This window comes from Enterococcus sp. DIV1089c, from assembly GCF_050530965.1.
GTDB lineage: Bacteria > Bacillota > Bacilli > Lactobacillales > Enterococcaceae > Enterococcus_B > Enterococcus_B hirae.
In genome coordinates, this window is the sequence record NZ_CP172888.1 from 1,680,451 (window position 1) to 1,697,234 (window position 16,784).

Here is a 16,784-nt window from a genome sequence, read left to right on the forward strand (position 1 = left end):
CCAATCACTTCTATATAAAATAAACCGCCCCTCACGAAAGCTACTATTATAAGTAAGCCTTTCGTAAGGGACGGTTTATTTGTGTACGTTACTTTTCTTACATTTTATCTGGTGCGTGTAAGCCAAGCAAACGTAGATCTTCTTTTAACAAGACTGTTACAGCATAAACTAATGCTAAACGCGCTTCTTTTTGGTCATCTTCAACTAAAATTTTAGTATGTGCATAATATTTATTAAATGCTTGAGCTAACTTGATTGCATGTTTCGCAATAATAGACGGTTCGTATTTTTCACCTGCTTGTAAAACAGTTTCTGGGTATTTTTGAATCAATTTTACAACTTCCCAGCTGTTTTCATCATTCAAGGCGTATTCTTGATCTGTCGATGGCGTAAAGTCGGCTTTTGCTAACAAGCTGACAGCACGAGCATGTGTATATTGTACATAAGGTCCTGTTTCACCTTCGAAACGTACAACTTCTTCTAAATTAAAGTCAAATGTATTTAGGCGATCGTTTTTTAAATCATGGAAGATAACTGCGCCAACACCGACTTGTTTAGCTACCACATCTTTATTTTCTAAATCAGGATTTTTCTCACTGATCTGTTCTTTAGCAGAGTCAATGGCTTCATTTAGCACTTCTTCAAGTAAAACAATTTTCCCTTTACGTGTTGATAGTTTTTTACCACCTTGAGTAATCAATCCGAATGGGATGTGATGCATATCATCTGACCAATCAAAGCCTAATTCTTTAAGAACAGCTTTCAATTGTTTGAAGTGATAACTTTGTTCGTTTCCGACAACATACAATGATTGTTTAAAATCATAGGTGCGTTTGCGGTAAAGAGCTGCTGCTAAATCACGAGTGATATAAAGTGTTGCACCATCTGATTTCTTGATCAACGCTGGGTTCAAATCATAAGCAGATAAGTCAACGATTTCAGCACCTTTATCTGATTGCAATAAATGTTTTTCTTCTAAAAGTTCTACGATTTCATCCATTTTATCGTTATAGAAAGCTTCACCATTTAAAGAATCAAAACGAACTTCTAATAGATCGTAGATTTTATTGAACTCTTTCATAGACTCGTCGCGGAACCATTGCCATAATTCAATGGCTTCTTTGTCGCCTTCTTCCAAACGTTTAAACCATGAACGTGCTTCATCATTCAATTCTGGTTCTGTTTCAGCCACTTCATGGAATTGAACATACAGACGCAACAATTCATTGATTGGTTCAGAACGTACTGCTTCTTCTGAACCCCATTTTTTATAAGCCACAATCAGTTTCCCAAACTGTGTGCCCCAATCTCCTAAATGATTGATACGGATCGGGTTGTAGCCTAATTTTTCCATGATAAATCCGATGGAGTTCCCGATAACTGTAGAACGCAAATGCCCCATTGAAATCGGCTTTGCAATATTAGGAGAAGACATATCGATTGGTACGTTTCCGTTATTTCCGATGGAGCTGTCGCCATAATGTTCTTTTTCTTTCACGACAGAAGCCAAAACTTCTTTACTGATCATCGCTTTATTCATAAAGAAGTTTAAGTAAGGACCAACCACTTCGATTTTTTCAAAGTTTGTTGAATCGATTTTTTCTGCTAGGTCAGCTGCAATTTGTTGAGGGGCTTTTCGATAGATTTTCGCTAATGAAAAGGCAGGAAAGGCTACATCCCCATGGTCTGCAGATTTTGGATTTTCTAATAGTTTTTCTACTTGTTCCATTGTAAGATCGTCTTTGACAACGTCATAGATCGCTTTTGATACAATATCTTTGTTATTCATTTACATTCCTCCTATAAATACTTTTGTTTGCTGAAAACAAAAAAATCTCTAGTGATCATAGATAACTATGATCACTAGAGACGAGATATCCCGCGGTACCACTCCAGTTGTCCTATTTGCTAGGACCAGCTTCATCTGATATCGGTTGATAGCCGTCTGTCTTAGACAGAGTTCTCCAAGTGCGCTTCATTGTATCCTCTCGTTTGGCTTTCACCACACCCAAACTCGCTTTGATCAAGTAAATACAATTACTCTCTTGTTCAACAAACTATGAAATTATTATATTAATTGAATTATAGCAGAAAAAAAAACTGCTGGCTAGGAATTTTTTATAAAAAATGTCCAGAAGGTCTAAAGGAGAAGAAATACCAACTGGACACTTTTTAACATAGTTCATTTCCTAAGAAAAAGAATTCTTAGTTATCCGCTACGATGATCGTTCCTTCTTCAGATGCGAGAAGGTTCTCGATATTTTCTAAAGAAGTAATAATCGCTTTAGCTTTTGGTTTTGCCTCAACAAAGGCAATTGCCGCTTCGACTTTTGGCAGCATACTTCCTGGTGCAAATTGATTTTCATCAATGTATTGCTTCATTTCTGAAACTGAAACAGTTTCTAGTTTCTTTTGATCTGGTTTTTGATAATTTACATAAACATTATCTACTCCAGTTAAAACGATCAATAGATCTGCATCGATGATTTCCGCTAATTTTTCAGAAGCAAAATCTTTATCGATGACCGCTTCTCTACCTTCTAAACCAGTTGCCGTTTCCACAACAGGAATTCCACCACCACCAACAGAGATTGTAATCACGCCTTGTTCTACTAGCGTTTCAATCACTCGTGCTTCTTTAATTGAAATTGGTTTAGGAGAAGCCACTACTTTACGCCAGCCACGACCAGCATCTTCTTTAAAGGTTACTGTTGAATCAGCTTTCATTTGTTCATTGGCTTCTTCTTCGGTATAGAATGGTCCTACTGGTTTGCTTGGGTTTTTAAATGATGGATCGTTTTCATCAACGATGACTTGCGTAACAAGCGAAACCACATCTTTATCGATGCCTTTTTCTTTCAACACTTCACCCATTGCATTTTGTAACCAATACCCAATTGATCCTTCTGTCATTGCAACACAAGTATCTAAAGGCATCGCTGGTGTCTTTTCTGAGTCAGCTGCTTGTTGTTGGATCAGCAAATTCCCTACTTGTGGTCCATTCCCGTGAGAAATGATCAACTCATCCCCTTGTTCAATGAATTTTACTAAGTATTTTGCTGTTTCCATCAATGCCTCTTGTTGTGCTTTTGCACTTGCATCTGTTGATAAAATCGCATTACCACCTAATGCGACAACTACTTTACGATTTGCCATATTTGTCTTCCTTTCTCCAGAGAGTTCTGAATTTTCTCAATGACAAAACAAGCCAGCCCATGATGAGGTCCATTAAAGCTGACTCGTTTTGTTCTTGAGATGAATGTGATTAACCGTTACACACGAGGAATAAACAAGTTACCAAGTGTTGCTGCCATGATCGCTTTGATTGAGTGCATGCGGTTTTCTGCTTGGTCGAATTGACGTGCATATTTACTGCGGAAGACTTCATCAGTAACTTCCATCTCAGTAATGCCGAAGCGTTCTTTCATTTGTTCACCATAGATTGTGTTTGTATCATGGAATGCTGGTAAGCAATGTAAGAAAATCAAACGGTCAGTATTGTGCGTTTTTTCGATCATTTCCATGTTGATTTGGTAAGGTTTCAACAATTTGATTCGTTCTTCAAATTTATCTTCTTCACCCATTGATACCCAAACATCTGAATAAAGTACGTCAGCACCGTCAACACCTTTATCTACGTCATCAGTGATCATTAATTGTGCACCAGATTTAGCAGCAAATTCTTCTGCCATTTTGACGATTTCTTCTTCTGGTTGTAATTCTTTTGGTGCTACGATACGCATGTTTGCACCTAAAATAGCCCCAGTCACAAGTAAAGAGTTCGCCATGTTGTTACGTCCGTCACCACAATATGCCACTGTGATTCCTTCAACTGTTCCAAAGTTTTCTTGGATTGTTAAGAAATCTGCGATCATTTGTGTTGGATGCCATTCGTCTGTTAAACCATTCCATACTGGAACACCAGAAAATTCTGCTAGTTCTTCCACCATTTTTTGGCTAAAGCCGCGGAACTCAATTCCGTCAAACATTCGACCTAATACTTTAGCTGTATCTTCTGTTGATTCTTTTTTACCTAATTGGATATCATTGGCACCTAGATATTCAGGATGCGCACCTAAATCGATTGCTGCAGTTGTAAAAGCTGCACGTGTACGAGTAGACGTTTTTTCAAATAAAAGTGCAATGTTTTTACCTTCTAAGTAGTGATGTGGAATGCCACGTTTTTTCAAATCTTTTAAGTGCTCAGAAAAATCGATTAGATATTGTAATTCTTCTTTTGTAAAATCTTTTTCTGCTAATAAACTTCTTCCTTGAAATACTGACTCTTTCATAACTAAAATTCTCCTTTAGGTTGTTTGTTTTTTGTTTTAAAGAGGAAATCTAGTGGCAGCTGACAGTTAGACTGCCACTAGCATTCATATTATTTTAAATCTTCACGTACTAATGGTTGGCTCATGCAGCGTGGACCACCACGACCGCGTGACAACTCACTTGAATTGATTTCCAATACTTTGATGCCATAGCTACGTAATAATTCATTGGATACATAGTTACGGTTGTACGTTACGACAACACCTGGCGCGATTGCCAGAGTATTAGAACCATCATTCCATTGTTCACGAGGAGCAACGATCGCATCGCCATTACCAGTTGGGATCAAGACTAAATCATCTAAACCTAACGCAGCTTTTAATGACGCTTGTAAGTCATCAGAATGAGCGATCTTGATGTCATCGCCTGCTTGTTCGATCGTAAAGACATCCATTTTTCCTTCTTTACTTTGGATTGCTGGATGGATCGTGAATTTATCATGATCAACCATGGTAAACACAGTATCTAAATGCATCATTGCTCGATTGTTAGGAATCTTGATTGCTAGGACTTTTTCAAAGCCTGCATGTTTAGCAAATAAATTACGTGCTAATTTTTCGATTGCTTTAGCGCTTGTTCGTTGTGAGATACCTACAGCGACGACTTTGTCACTTAGGATTAATTCATCTCCACCTTCGATGTGATCAGGGTTTTCACGATCTAACCATACTTCAACCCCTTTGTTCGCAAAACGTGGGTGATGTTTCAAGATGTATTCAGTAAACATTGATTCACGACGACGTGCTTCAAATGTCATCATGTTAACAGTCATCCCATTTCCCATTGATGCAGAAGGATCACGTGTAAAGTAAAGGTTTGGCATTGGGTCCATATAGAATGGATAGTCGTCATCTGAAGAAAGATCATACAGACTGTTTGAACGAACTGAAATATCTTTCGTGCGGACACCCGCCATAATTTTATCTACCATTTCTTGGGTTTCCATTGATAGAAGGAACTCATGAAGACCATCTCTTACAGCAGAAGATGCAATGTGGGATTCGTCTAACATTTTATTTAAAAATTGTTCTTTGACATTGCCGGCATCAATTGCTTCTGCAGCTAATTTTTCTAGATATAAAGTTTCGACGCCTTCATCTTGCAATGTCTTTGCAAAATAGTCATGCTCTTCTTGTGCGATTGGCAGATATGGAATATCATCAAACAACAGACGGTCCATAATATCTGGTGTTAAATTTTCCACTTCTTGTCCAGGTCGTTTCAATAAAACTGTCTTTAACTTCCCTATCTCAGAGAAAACGTGAATAGGTTTATCCATGTTGTGTTGCCTCCTTCGTTTTGATTACATACATAGAATACCGCCTTTTTGTAACCACTTTCATAATTTCTTCTCATCTAAAACGAGAGCAATTTCACATTATTAGAAGACAATTAAATAAATACACGTTTTTACATTTTTTATTAACTTTTATCACTTTTTTTATACTGAAAACTCTCTCAAAAAAATATTTATTCATTAAAAAATTATTTTTGAATATTTTCTTTTTCGATATTTCACAAGGTTGATAGCGCTTGCTTTATGTAATAATTGTGTTTTTTATACAAAAATACCAATCATTAAAAAGAATTATGCAATCTATCTGTATAAATTATTCATAATAACATAAAAGACTGATCACAAAGAATAAAATTGCTTTTTTAACCATGATTTTTCTTCTAGGTTAAAACTTTACATTTAAGCCAAAACCAGTCACAATATAGTATGTAGCTGAAAGTAAGGAGTGGGAGTTTTATGCGTATAAATAGAATTGATTATCATTTTTCAAAGTTACGCTATCAACCTGATTTTGAAAACTTTACTGACGAGGAATTTGAGCTCATTAAAGAGCATACGATCCTTCGTTCTTATAAAAAAGGACAAATTTTATTTGATGAAGGAGATGAACGACAACGTCTCTACATTTTAACATCAGGATTGGTTCGTCTAGAACGATATGATGAAAGTGCTACTTATTATTATTATGATTATGTCAATCCAAATAACCTTTTCCCAATGTCTGGTATTTTTGAAGAAGGAATTTATTCATACACTGCTCAAGCAATGACAGACATCGAAACTTTCTCTTTCCCAGTATCTTGTTATGAAAAAATTGCGAAAAACAATCCAAAACAATTACTCTATATGATCCATAAAATCTCAAAAGTAGTAGCGATGCACGAACTGCGGATACAGATCGGTTTAACTTCTAGCGCTTTTGATCGAGTGAAACAAAACTTATTCATTTTAAAAGAAGAGCTTGGCATACCAACCACAGATGGCCATGTCGAAATTCCATACCCTATCACACTAAAAGAATTAGCGGTTAATAGTGGGACAACGAGAGAGACTGCTGGACAAGTAATCAAACAGTTAAAAGATTCTGGTTTATTAGATTACCAAAAGAAACGGTTTACTTTTTGTAAAACTGCTGTGACGCCTGCTTTAAGAGAATAAAAAAACATACTAAGATGAGGCTGCCCTTATCTTAGTATGTTTTATTTTTTGTCTAAGCCTGATTTATTTGTAAAGGAAACAAAGAAACCTTTTCATCCTTGTTTGCGGTGCTGATGCCAAAATAGGAGGTGTCTAGGAATCATTATCGCTATTAGTGGTTTCAAGACATACAGATAATGAACTTTAGCAACCTTTAATTCTTTGAAATTACGATATTTCAACCGACTTTCCCCAAGGCGATTTTTCCAGGAAATTTTTTTATAATACTCTTTATCTTGATAGTAATAAACTAAGTTTTCTTGTAAATTATAACCTTTGTGTCCCTTCGCATATAACCGCATATATAGGTCATAATCTTGTCCTCTAACAGTATCTTTTGAAACTCGATAACCCGCTACAGATTCTAAGATGTGTTTTCTAAACATAGCCGATGGATTGATGAACGGACTCGTTTTCAAGAGATCTTTTATTTCAGGTCGTTCTTTGACCACCCGTTCACCATAGACACCCTCTTGGTCCCATAAATAGGCATTACTGCCAACAAAACCAAATTCTGGATGAGCCTCTAAAAACGCTACTTGCTTTGCCATACGTTCCACGTGACAATAATCATCGTCATCTAGTTGCATAATGTAGTTCCCCCGTGCATGTTTGATTGCCTGGTTGCGAGTATAAGCACTTTTAGAATTTCTAGCGTTTTGATAGATTCTGATACGTTGATCTTGTTTTTTTAATTTCGTTAAAAGTTCCCAAGTATGATCTGTTGATCGATCATCGACAATAATGATTTCAAAATCTTGATAGCTTTGTCTTAGTACAGAATTGACTGCTCGCTCAATCGATTTTTCTGCATTGAAAGTGGGGATAATCACACTAATCATTTGACTGCTCCTTTTTTCCATTTACTAGAGATCCCTGTTCTTTCACAACGAGTAAACCTACTAAGATCCATAGTAATCGTGAATTTTGTAAAGAAATACTAAAAGAAAAAATAATATTCGCTAATATTAAGAGACACAGCAACCATTTTTTCAGCAATAATTTTCTGACAAACTGACCAAATACCAACAACATTCCCATCATTGCTGGGACTATTCCCCATTCAACAGCTATTTGTAAAAAAGTATTATGAGCAATCGTCGGGCTTCCACTAACTGATAAAGCAACTGAAGAGTAGTCAACGAAACCGATACCCATGAAATGAGTCCGCGTTAACAAAAGTTGTGCTGTTTTCCAAGCTTCTGTTCTACCGGAACCTCCAGCAACGATTGCGCCATAAAAATTAGTGAAAACTCCCTCAAATCGGACAAATTGCGGAATGGAAAGAAAACGTGCAATTAAATTACTTACATAATCAGCAAAAAGAAAATGCGTACCGATAATCAATACACTCGCTGTCATGATTGTCATTACAAGATGTTTGACGTTGATATTTTTCCTAAATAATTTTTGAATTAGAAATAACAAATTGATTACTAAAAATGCTACAACCCCTGTTTTGGAAGCAGATAACAAAATACAGGATGTATAACCCATGAATGCAATCAGGTTCTTCCACTTACCTTTAAATGGTCTTAAGTACCAGATACAGTAGCCACATGTTTGAAGATAAGCAAAATAGTTAGGATCATTCATGAATCCTTTCAAACGTAGATCACCGAACAAAACAAATGATTTCAAACTTGCTGGAGCTACTAGAAAAATGAACATACTAAGACAGCCAAAAAAAAGTGTTCCGACTTTTGCCCCAGATAAAAAATCTTTTTTCAACTCTGGATTTATATGAAGGATCGAGATCGTTAGAATTAAATAAAGGAGATTGACGAAAAATTTTTGTCCCGTCATGATGACTGAAAAAAGCGAAACAGAAGTATCCACCCATGAACTTAACAATATCGTGGACAATAACCGCCAACAAATAACCCCAATAAAAAATAGTACTAATTGTTTACTGAACACCACTTTTTTCATTAGTAGAAGGTAGCCAACTAATAGCACCATAAATACATCACTTATTGACATATTGATCCCGAAAAAAACACGCGAAATACAGAGTGTAAATCCCAATAGGTAAAATAACCTTCCTAAAATTTTTTGGTTGCTTTTCGTTAATTCATCAATTGATGAGTACCCATGTGCTTCAATTGTTTTCATTTTCTATCTCCCCGTGCGCCTTTAACAGCAAAAATTCACTGATTGATTTATTTTTCCAATCATCATTTCTATCTTTTCTTCATTCATTAGAAGCATTTGCAAACGCTATAACTTTCTTGGCTGCTTCGCTTTCATCTTCTGGTAACTGTTCAATTAGCTGGGTGACTTCTTTTAAAGAAAAGCCTTTAATGTCCCCAACAAAAATCTTCTCAAAAATTTGCGTTTCTTTCTTTTCTTTTTCTAATAGCAATTCTTCATATAATTTTTCCCCAGGACGTATCCCTGTTTCAACAATCTCGATATCTTCTTCTGTATAACCACTCAAATGGATCATATTCTTAGCTAGATCCACGATCTTGATCGGCTTATCCATATCCAAAACAAAAATTTCTCCTCCCTTAGCCAATGCACCTGATTGAATAACTAATCTGCTCGCTTCAGGGATCGTCATGAAGTAGCGGGTCATCCGAAAATCGGTGACAGTGATCGGTCCCCCTCTTAAAATCTGTTCTTTAAACAGTGGAATAACACTACCTCTAGACCCAAGTACATTCCCGAAACGGACAGCCGAAAACTTGGTCTCACCAGATTGGTTCAGACTTGTGATTAACATTTCAGCGATTCTTTTTGTTGCTCCCATCACATTTGGCGGGCGATTTGCTTTATCAGAAGAAATCATCACAAAGTTCTTAACATGATTTTTTTTAGCTGCTTCCGCCACATTTTTTGTTCCGTTAATATTATTCTTAATTGCTTCTGTGGGATAATATTCCATCAGCGGAACGTGCTTATGTGCGGCTGTATGATAAACAATCGTGGGATGGTATTTTTCCATCAAATAAAAGATGCGTTCTCTATCTTGAATATCAGCAATGATTGGTAGAATCTCTACTTTCCTCTGAGGATCTAATGTAGTTAGTTCTCGATGAATCGAATAAATCGAATTTTCTCCATGTCCAAGTAAAATCAACTTTGCTGGTTCAAATGCCAAAACTTGCCGACAAATCTCTGAACCAATCGAGCCCCCAGCCCCAGTTACTAAAATCGTTTGTCCTTCTAATTGATGGCTGATACTTTCTAGGTCAAGGGAAACTTCCTCTCTTCCTAATAGATCGATCACATCTACTTCTTTTAATTGCGAAACATTGATTTTTCCGGTAGCTACTTCTTCAAAAGAGGGAACCATATTTACCTTGATATTCTTATTTTCAATGGATTGAACAAGCTGTTGGATCTTCTTTTTTGGTAACGAAGGTATCGCTATCGTAACCATATTGATACGGAATGTCTGGATCAATTGATTTATTTCACGGGTATTTCCCAGTACTTTTTTACCTAAAAGATAAGTTCCCCATTTGTTACAATCATCATCGACAAAGCCCACAACTTCAATATTATTCACAATTTGAGAACCTAAAAAACTTTGATACAGTAATTGTCCACCCTCTCCAGCACCAATGATCAAGATTCGTACTTTTTTTTCATTCGAACGACCATTTTTATTTTTCAATTCAACCCAGACCCGCCAGCCTAACCGACTACTAGCAATCAATAAAAGTGCCATTATGTAAGAAAAAACAACTAATCGCAAACTAATCTGGTACATGAGCTCCTGGTTAAACAAGTAAAACAAAGGAAAAATTGAAAATAACATAAAAGTGAGTGCCGCAAAGATCCCTAACAACTCATTAAGATTCGTATAACGATTGATTCTTGTAAATACTTTAAAGATCCCACCATAGAACAGATAACACACAACTGATGAAATGAGTGTTATTGCCAAATAATCTCTATTGATGATAACAAATGGAACCATAAATATAAAACTGATGTAATTAGCAAGTATGATCAGAAAACTATCGAGTAGCACCAAACTAATCGCTTTGATTTTTCTATTTGGTTTAATCAATAAATCACCTTCTTTAGTACTTGATATGCACGATCTTGATCAACATTTTCTTTCAATCATTTTAACACACCATCTACTACCTCAATAATAGTAGTTGATATCTTTCGACTTCTTTACTCCATTATAGACAATCCCTAAGATATTTGCCTGAGCGATCGTCAACAGTTCCTTTGCTTTGAACAATTCTTGCTTTAGCGTTTTTCGTTCTCTCACGACAATGATTGTACCATCTGTTTTTGAAGCTAGTATCTGTGCATCCGTCACAGGCACAACAGGAGGCAAATCAAAAATGATCAAATCAAAATTTACGCTTAATTCATCAATGATTTCATTCATTCGGCTTGACTCGAGTAATTCAAAAGGATTGGGAGGTTTTGGTCCACTGGTCATCGTCCACAAATGTGCAATATTTGTTTCATGAATGAATACGAAAGCTGATTCATTTCTTTTTTTTAACAGGTTAGTTAGTCCTTCACTGTTCGAGGTTGAACGAAATGTACTTTCTACACTTGGCTTTCTTAAATCTGCATCAATTAGGAGTGTTTTCTTCCCGCTATTTGCAAAAACAATCGCTAGATTCGCTGAAACAGTTGACTTCCCTTCCTCTGGACCTGCTGAAGTAACGACGATTGTCTTTATATCCTGATCAAATGAGCTAAATTGGATATTTGATCGAACCGTCCGATACTGTTCAGAGATCATGGACGATTGTTTACTAGCACTAATCAGAGGAACACCCTTTTTTTTCATATTATTTTTCACGTATTAGTCTCCTCATCTATTTTCGTGTGAACCGATTTTCTCTGCTTAGATGTGTACGCGCTCGTTGTCTATGTGTATGAGTTCCTTGTCGAGAGTATGTTGTGAGTTGAATCGATTGCCCACTTTCAATTTCCTTATTACTCATTTCACTAATTATCCCTAAGACTGGATACCCCATCGTTGCGAGAAAATGCTCATCCTTTACTGTTTTATCCAATATTTCTAACAAGACAGCCATTCCGATCCCTAGAAGTAAACCTAAAAATGCACCAAGAAAAAGATTCAACCGTTTATTGGGTGAAACCGGTAGCTGATTTGCTTGCGCAATTGATGTGATCGTTACTTTATTTACGTCTAAAACTTCTTTTACTTTTTCTTCAAAAGTATAAGCAAGAACATTTGCTATATTCGCAGCTTTTTCAGCTTCATCTGACATCACCTTGATATGGAACATTTGTGAATCTGAAGATTGAATAATCTGAATATTCTTTCTCAATTGATCTTTCGTTAAGTAATAAGCAAATTTATTTTCTAAGTATTCGGTTGCTTCATTAAGTACGATATCTCCTAAAATCATGTCTTTATATGTATTAATCAAGAGTACATTTGCATGTACTTCTGATTGTAAATTATGGTTGACGATTTCGTTTTTCGATTGAACGATCAATTCAGCCGATGAACTGTATGTTGGTGTAATAACAAAATAAGTTATTCCAGTCGCAACGGCGAAACCGCCGATCAATGAACAAATGATCAACAGTATCCGCTTTTTTAACCAGCTTAGTATCTCATTCAAATTAATAACCGCTTCCATCTTTTCGCCCCTTTCTATTCTATTTTTCACGTCGAACTATTTTCTTTCTGAAAAACTCACTTACGCCAAATAGGAACAAGCTCAACAGGATACTGAAAAGACCAAATTTCATAAACATAAAGAGAAAATTTTTCAAATAAGTCGTTAAAAATAAGTATAGAGCTTCAGAATGAATACCCAATCGTTCAATCAATCGAGTTACATACAAATAGGTCGGTAAAGCCCCTACCATTAATCCAGCTCCACCGATCACATAAGCAAGGTAACGGATAATTAAATGAAAGAAAGGTTTGTTAAGCGAAATGATTGCGGAAAATAAGATTCCAAAAAAAGCGACTGCAAAAATGAGCAACAGGTTAAGGGTGGATGTATAAGCCATTATTTTTTTGCCGTATAACGCAAAATAAGGGATTTCGATATCACGCCGAACTGTTTCAATACTCACTTTTTTTAGTTTATTTACTGTGGTTTCAAATTCTGCATTTCTTGGGTAATTCTTTTCTTTTCCGTAACTTTCTAATTGGCTTTGGACTGTCTCTTCTATTTGCTTCTCCCCTTCTAATTGAAAGGTTGAGCCAGCATAGATGCTATGAATATATTGTTTGATATTATCATTTACTAAGCTTTCTGAAACTGTCTGATTCAACCATTTTTGGGAGATATTGGCACCTCTTCCTACATCAGCAATTGTGTGATTGATCTCTTTAGTGATCGTTTCCCCATAATGTGAGGATTCCACTGCACGGATCATAAAATTTTGATTGAATAAAGTAATCTTAAGAATGCCCAAGACAAAAATTGCAAATAAACTAAGCGAACAGATAAAAGCAAGAATCATTTTTGGCACTTTTCGCCATTGTTTTCTTTTTTTCATAACTATTTTTACCAAATGTAAGAAAAGACCATAAAATTTCACAAACTCATTGCAGCTTAAATTGCCCCACTTCGAAATTTTTTATCCACTAACTTCATTTTTAGTGAGCCAAACAAGCGATTATTCGATTGATCATTTGATTCTTTTTTGGTAAATCCACCTCTTTTCAAAGCGTTTTGCTTAACACATGAGTAGCGCAATTTTTCAATTCATTATTTATCTGGTTGGATCATTGGCCCCTTAATGAGATCGCCTAGAATAAATAATCTTTGATCCGTCATTCCAATACTATCGACTGGATAACAAGTATACAAAATCAGTTTTCCTTGCTGTTTTTGAATTAGAAGTTGACTAATCAATTTCGCATTTTTATCTAAAATCTTTGTTTCGTATACTTGGTAAACATACTCACCATAACTAGTGGAAATGTTAATCTTATCCGTAATTTTGACAGCACTTAATTTTCCAAATTCACTACTATTATGCCCACCAATCAATGTAGTCCCATGTTCACCTGGATACACAGACCCCATGTATTGCCCAGCACCCTCTCGTAAAATATCATCTGAGTCTCCATAATATAAGGGCACATTCAAATTTACAGAAGCAACATCAACCTGTCCATATTGATACCCACTTCTTGGATAATCGATTTTACTGGAGGGAATGTTCTCTCCTTCCAACTCAATTGTTTTCCGTTTTTCTTCTAACTCACTAGTTGACATACCTTTAGCTGATGGTTGTGTCTTTTTTTCATATTTTGGAATATCCGAAAGCAGAAACAATCGTAAGGAAGAAGTCGTAAACTGAATGACAGGTCGCCCAATAATATACATTAGCGAATAACCCATGATCAAAAAAAAGATAGGGGTAAAAATCATTCCGCCTATTCTTTTTATTTTTTTCTTTTTTTTATGCAAGTTTGACTTTCTTTCCTACGATGAATGCACCTGTCGCAGTCATCATTAAACATCCAATTGCAAGAATGCTTGAGATAGGGAATGTTCCCGTTTGTTTAATCGGTTGTTTCGAGTTGAACACTGCTGAAATCGAGCCATCAGAGTTTTGTGTGCCTAGCTCAACATACCCTTTATTCCAACTTAAAACGACTAATCCTAAAGCATCCGCTGTTGATGAAATCAATTGCTGAATTTCCAAAATTGTTTCCCTAGGGATAATTTTTATTAAATCATTTATCGTATGAACCGATGACAAATCAATGTCTAAATTAGTCAGTTTTTGCTTCACATTTTGGATATTTTTTACTGCTGTATCCACTTGTGACTTGGATAAATCATTTTGTTTTAAATAATTTTCAGTTTGTGTAATATATGTTTGAGGCATTTGAAATTCTTTGCCTTGAATTAAAATAGGTTGAGTCAATTCTTGGATGATCATTTGCTCATCTTGCGAAATCGCCCCGGCAGCATCAACATAAGACGTAAAAAAGAAACTACATAAAATTAAAACCATACTCTGTAACACATATTTCATCTTCTAACTCTCCTTTTCCTATCAAAATAATTAAACAACCATTAAAAAATAACACATAAAAGCATTTCTACCATCCATATTAGCATATGTTATTTCTTAAGACAATTAAATAAATGCCTTCAAAACAAATAACCATCGTAATAAAATCACTACTTGTGAAATAACAATTACTATTTAGAAATAGTTATTATAATAAGCGATTTTACTGAGAACATAGTATTTACGTCATTTGTATTCTTAATCTCTAATCCATATTATCGCGAGATCTCTTATTAATATAACGATTTGAACAATAGAACAAAAATTTCCAAATTTAGAAATTTTAAGTCAAAAAAAGCTTGGAACAAATAAAAGATTGTCCCAAACTTTTTAATAGATGTAAAAATAAAAATGATATTCTAACTTTCATATTTCATTAATTAATCGATTTCACTTACTACAAAGTAAGTTTTTCTCAACCGCTCTTGCCATGTATACGAAAATAAGGTGAATTTTACTCATTTCCTCCTTGATTCAATACCACACTAGGTTTCGCATTTAAACGAAGATCAGCGAAATTGGCTTGTTTCAACTCTACATGCGCAGCTGCTCCAATCATTGCTGCATTATCACCACAAAGTTTTAATGGAGGGATCAGCAGTTCAATTTCTGGATGTTCTTTTTTCAATGCCTCTTCGAGTGTTTCACGCAATCCTTGATTGGCTGCAACTCCACCTGCTACAATCAATTGTTTGACTGGGTATTCGTTACAAGCACGAAGGGTTTTATTGACTAAAACGTCCACAACGCTCGCTTGAAAACTAGCAGCTAAATTATTTGTATCAAGAGTTTCTCCACGTTGTTGGGCGTTGTGTACTAAATTGATAAAGGCGCTTTTTAAACCACTAAAGCTAAAATCATAATTACTTTCATGAATCATGGCTCTTGGAAAATGGTAGGTATCTTCACCACGATGCGCTAACTGATCGATTTCTTTTCCGCTTGGATAACTCAAACCTAAGACACGACCAACTTTGTCATAAGCTTCTCCAGCGGCATCGTCTCTCGTTTCACCGATGATTTGATAGTTCCCGTCTTCCTTCATATAGACCAGCTCTGTATGTCCACCACTGACAAGCAATGCTAGTAGCGGAAATTCAAAAGGCTTTTGAAAGCGTGCAGCGTAAATATGACCTGCCATATGGTTCACAGGTATCAAAGGCAAATTGTTCGCCCAAGCAAAAGCTTTAGCGGCAGAAATCCCAATCAGTAACGAACCAACTAAACCAGGACCATAAGTAACCGCTACAGCACTCAGTTGTTCAACAGAAGTGCCTGCCTCCGCCAAAGCGTCTTCGATACATAAAGTGATTTGCTCTACATGATGGCGACTTGCTACCTCTGGAACAACACCGCCAAATCTTTTATGGCTGTTAATCTGTGAAGCAATGACATTGGCTAAAATCTCATCACCATTTTTCACAACTGCGACACTCGTTTCATCGCAACTTGATTCAATTGCCAGAATCAATTCTTCTTTCATTTCATCGTCTCCGTTTTTAACTTTGTACTCATAATGATCGCATCTTCTACTGGATCATGATAATAAGATTTTCGTTTCCCTAGTTCTCTAAATTTCTCTGATTGGTAAAGATGACGAGCTGCTAGGTTAGACGTTCGTACTTCTAAATAAACATTATATGTTCCTGCTTGTTTTTCTCGGTCTAATAAAAAGCGTAATAACTGACGTGCATACCCTTTTTTTTGCAGTTTTTTTGCCACAGCAATATTCGTGATCTCCGTCTCATCGATAACTTTCGAATAGCCAATGAATCCTTGGAGTAGCGAATTTTCCACCAATAAGTAATATTGCGTATGTGGTTGTTGGATATCCATTAAAAATTGGTCTTTGGTCCAAGGAGAACCATGTTCATATGCTTCCTCACAAAGCGCCCATAAACAAGACGCTAACTGTTCATCTTCAAAGTCATTCTTAGTATAAATCAATTGT

At 35.9% G+C, this 16,784-nt stretch carries 15 protein-coding genes and 1 other annotated feature; of the genes, 1 reads left to right on the plus strand and 14 read right to left on the minus strand.

From position 1 onward, the window contains the following. Nucleotides 1-97: 97 nt before the first annotated feature. From argS to arcA, 4 genes are all read right to left on the minus strand, one after another. A complete protein-coding gene (gene argS, locus IGL30_RS07815) occupies nt 98-1,789 on the minus strand; it encodes an arginine--tRNA ligase (protein WP_088744926.1) in 1,692 nt (563 codons plus the stop codon). Nucleotides 1,790-1,862: 73 nt separating this feature from the next. Beyond that, nucleotides 1,863-2,062 (minus strand) — a binding site (T-box leader). A gap of 143 nt (nt 2,063-2,205) precedes the next feature. Beyond that, nucleotides 2,206-3,156 carry a carbamate kinase gene (gene arcC, locus IGL30_RS07820; protein WP_088744927.1) on the minus strand — a complete coding sequence of 317 codons (951 nt, stop codon included), beginning with the start codon at nt 3,154-3,156 and terminating at the stop codon, nt 2,206-2,208. Nucleotides 3,157-3,272: 116 nt separating this feature from the next. Further along, nucleotides 3,273-4,292 (minus strand): ornithine carbamoyltransferase, encoded by a 1,020-nt coding sequence (gene argF / locus IGL30_RS07825; protein WP_010718866.1) that lies wholly within the window; start codon nt 4,290-4,292, stop codon nt 3,273-3,275. A gap of 89 nt (nt 4,293-4,381) precedes the next feature. Next, entirely contained in the window at nt 4,382-5,611 is a 1,230-nt protein-coding gene (gene arcA, locus IGL30_RS07830; protein ID WP_010718865.1) for an arginine deiminase, read from the minus strand. A 474-nt stretch (nt 5,612-6,085) separates the two neighbouring features. On the opposite strand from arcA, the gene IGL30_RS07835 reads away from it, so the two are divergent. Continuing rightward, complete coding sequence (locus IGL30_RS07835; RefSeq protein ID WP_010718864.1) at nt 6,086-6,787, plus strand: Crp/Fnr family transcriptional regulator; 702 nt, start codon at nt 6,086-6,088, stop codon at nt 6,785-6,787. Nucleotides 6,788-6,879: 92 nt separating this feature from the next. Here IGL30_RS07835 and IGL30_RS07840 read toward each other — a convergent pair whose 3' ends face one another. The 10 genes from IGL30_RS07840 to rimI form a co-directional block, all read right to left on the minus strand. Then, complete coding sequence (locus IGL30_RS07840; RefSeq protein WP_088744928.1) at nt 6,880-7,668, minus strand: glycosyltransferase family 2 protein; 789 nt, start codon at nt 7,666-7,668, stop codon at nt 6,880-6,882. Next, nucleotides 7,661-8,941 carry an O-antigen ligase family protein gene (locus tag IGL30_RS07845; protein WP_088744929.1) on the minus strand — a complete coding sequence of 427 codons (1,281 nt, stop codon included), beginning with the start codon at nt 8,939-8,941 and terminating at the stop codon, nt 7,661-7,663. The genes IGL30_RS07840 and IGL30_RS07845 overlap by 8 nt, the downstream gene beginning before the upstream one ends. Nucleotides 8,942-9,020: 79 nt before the next feature. Continuing rightward, nucleotides 9,021-10,850: a polysaccharide biosynthesis protein gene (locus IGL30_RS07850; RefSeq protein ID WP_088744930.1), complete on the minus strand. Its 1,830-nt coding sequence runs from the start codon at nt 10,848-10,850 to the stop codon at nt 9,021-9,023. Nucleotides 10,851-10,931: 81 nt separating this feature from the next. Next, nucleotides 10,932-11,600, minus strand: coding sequence for a CpsD/CapB family tyrosine-protein kinase (locus tag IGL30_RS07855; protein ID WP_088744950.1), 669 nt, complete (start codon nt 11,598-11,600; stop codon nt 10,932-10,934). Nucleotides 11,601-11,628: 28 nt separating this feature from the next. Beyond that, nucleotides 11,629-12,426, minus strand: a complete 798-nt coding sequence (locus IGL30_RS07860; protein WP_034698350.1) for a YveK family protein — start codon at nt 12,424-12,426, stop codon at nt 11,629-11,631. Between the two features lie 19 nt (nt 12,427-12,445). Continuing rightward, nucleotides 12,446-13,300 (minus strand): hypothetical protein, encoded by an 855-nt coding sequence (locus IGL30_RS07865; protein WP_051641758.1) that lies wholly within the window; start codon nt 13,298-13,300, stop codon nt 12,446-12,448. A gap of 212 nt (nt 13,301-13,512) precedes the next feature. Then, the gene (locus IGL30_RS07870; protein WP_088744932.1) at nt 13,513-14,181 is read right to left on the minus strand and encodes a class D sortase; all 669 of its coding nucleotides are present in this window, start codon (nt 14,179-14,181) and stop codon (nt 13,513-13,515) included. A gap of 31 nt (nt 14,182-14,212) precedes the next feature. Beyond that, nucleotides 14,213-14,794, minus strand: a complete 582-nt coding sequence (locus IGL30_RS07875) for a hypothetical protein (protein WP_010718856.1) — start codon at nt 14,792-14,794, stop codon at nt 14,213-14,215. Nucleotides 14,795-15,287: 493 nt separating this feature from the next. Beyond that, nucleotides 15,288-16,316, minus strand: coding sequence for a tRNA (adenosine(37)-N6)-threonylcarbamoyltransferase complex transferase subunit TsaD (tsaD, locus tag IGL30_RS07880; RefSeq protein ID WP_010718855.1), 1,029 nt, complete (start codon nt 16,314-16,316; stop codon nt 15,288-15,290). Further along, a complete protein-coding gene (gene rimI, locus IGL30_RS07885; RefSeq protein WP_063627253.1) occupies nt 16,313-16,780 on the minus strand; it encodes a ribosomal protein S18-alanine N-acetyltransferase in 468 nt (155 codons plus the stop codon). Before rimI ends, tsaD begins: the two co-directional genes overlap by 4 nt. Between the last annotated feature and the right edge of the window lie 4 nt (nt 16,781-16,784).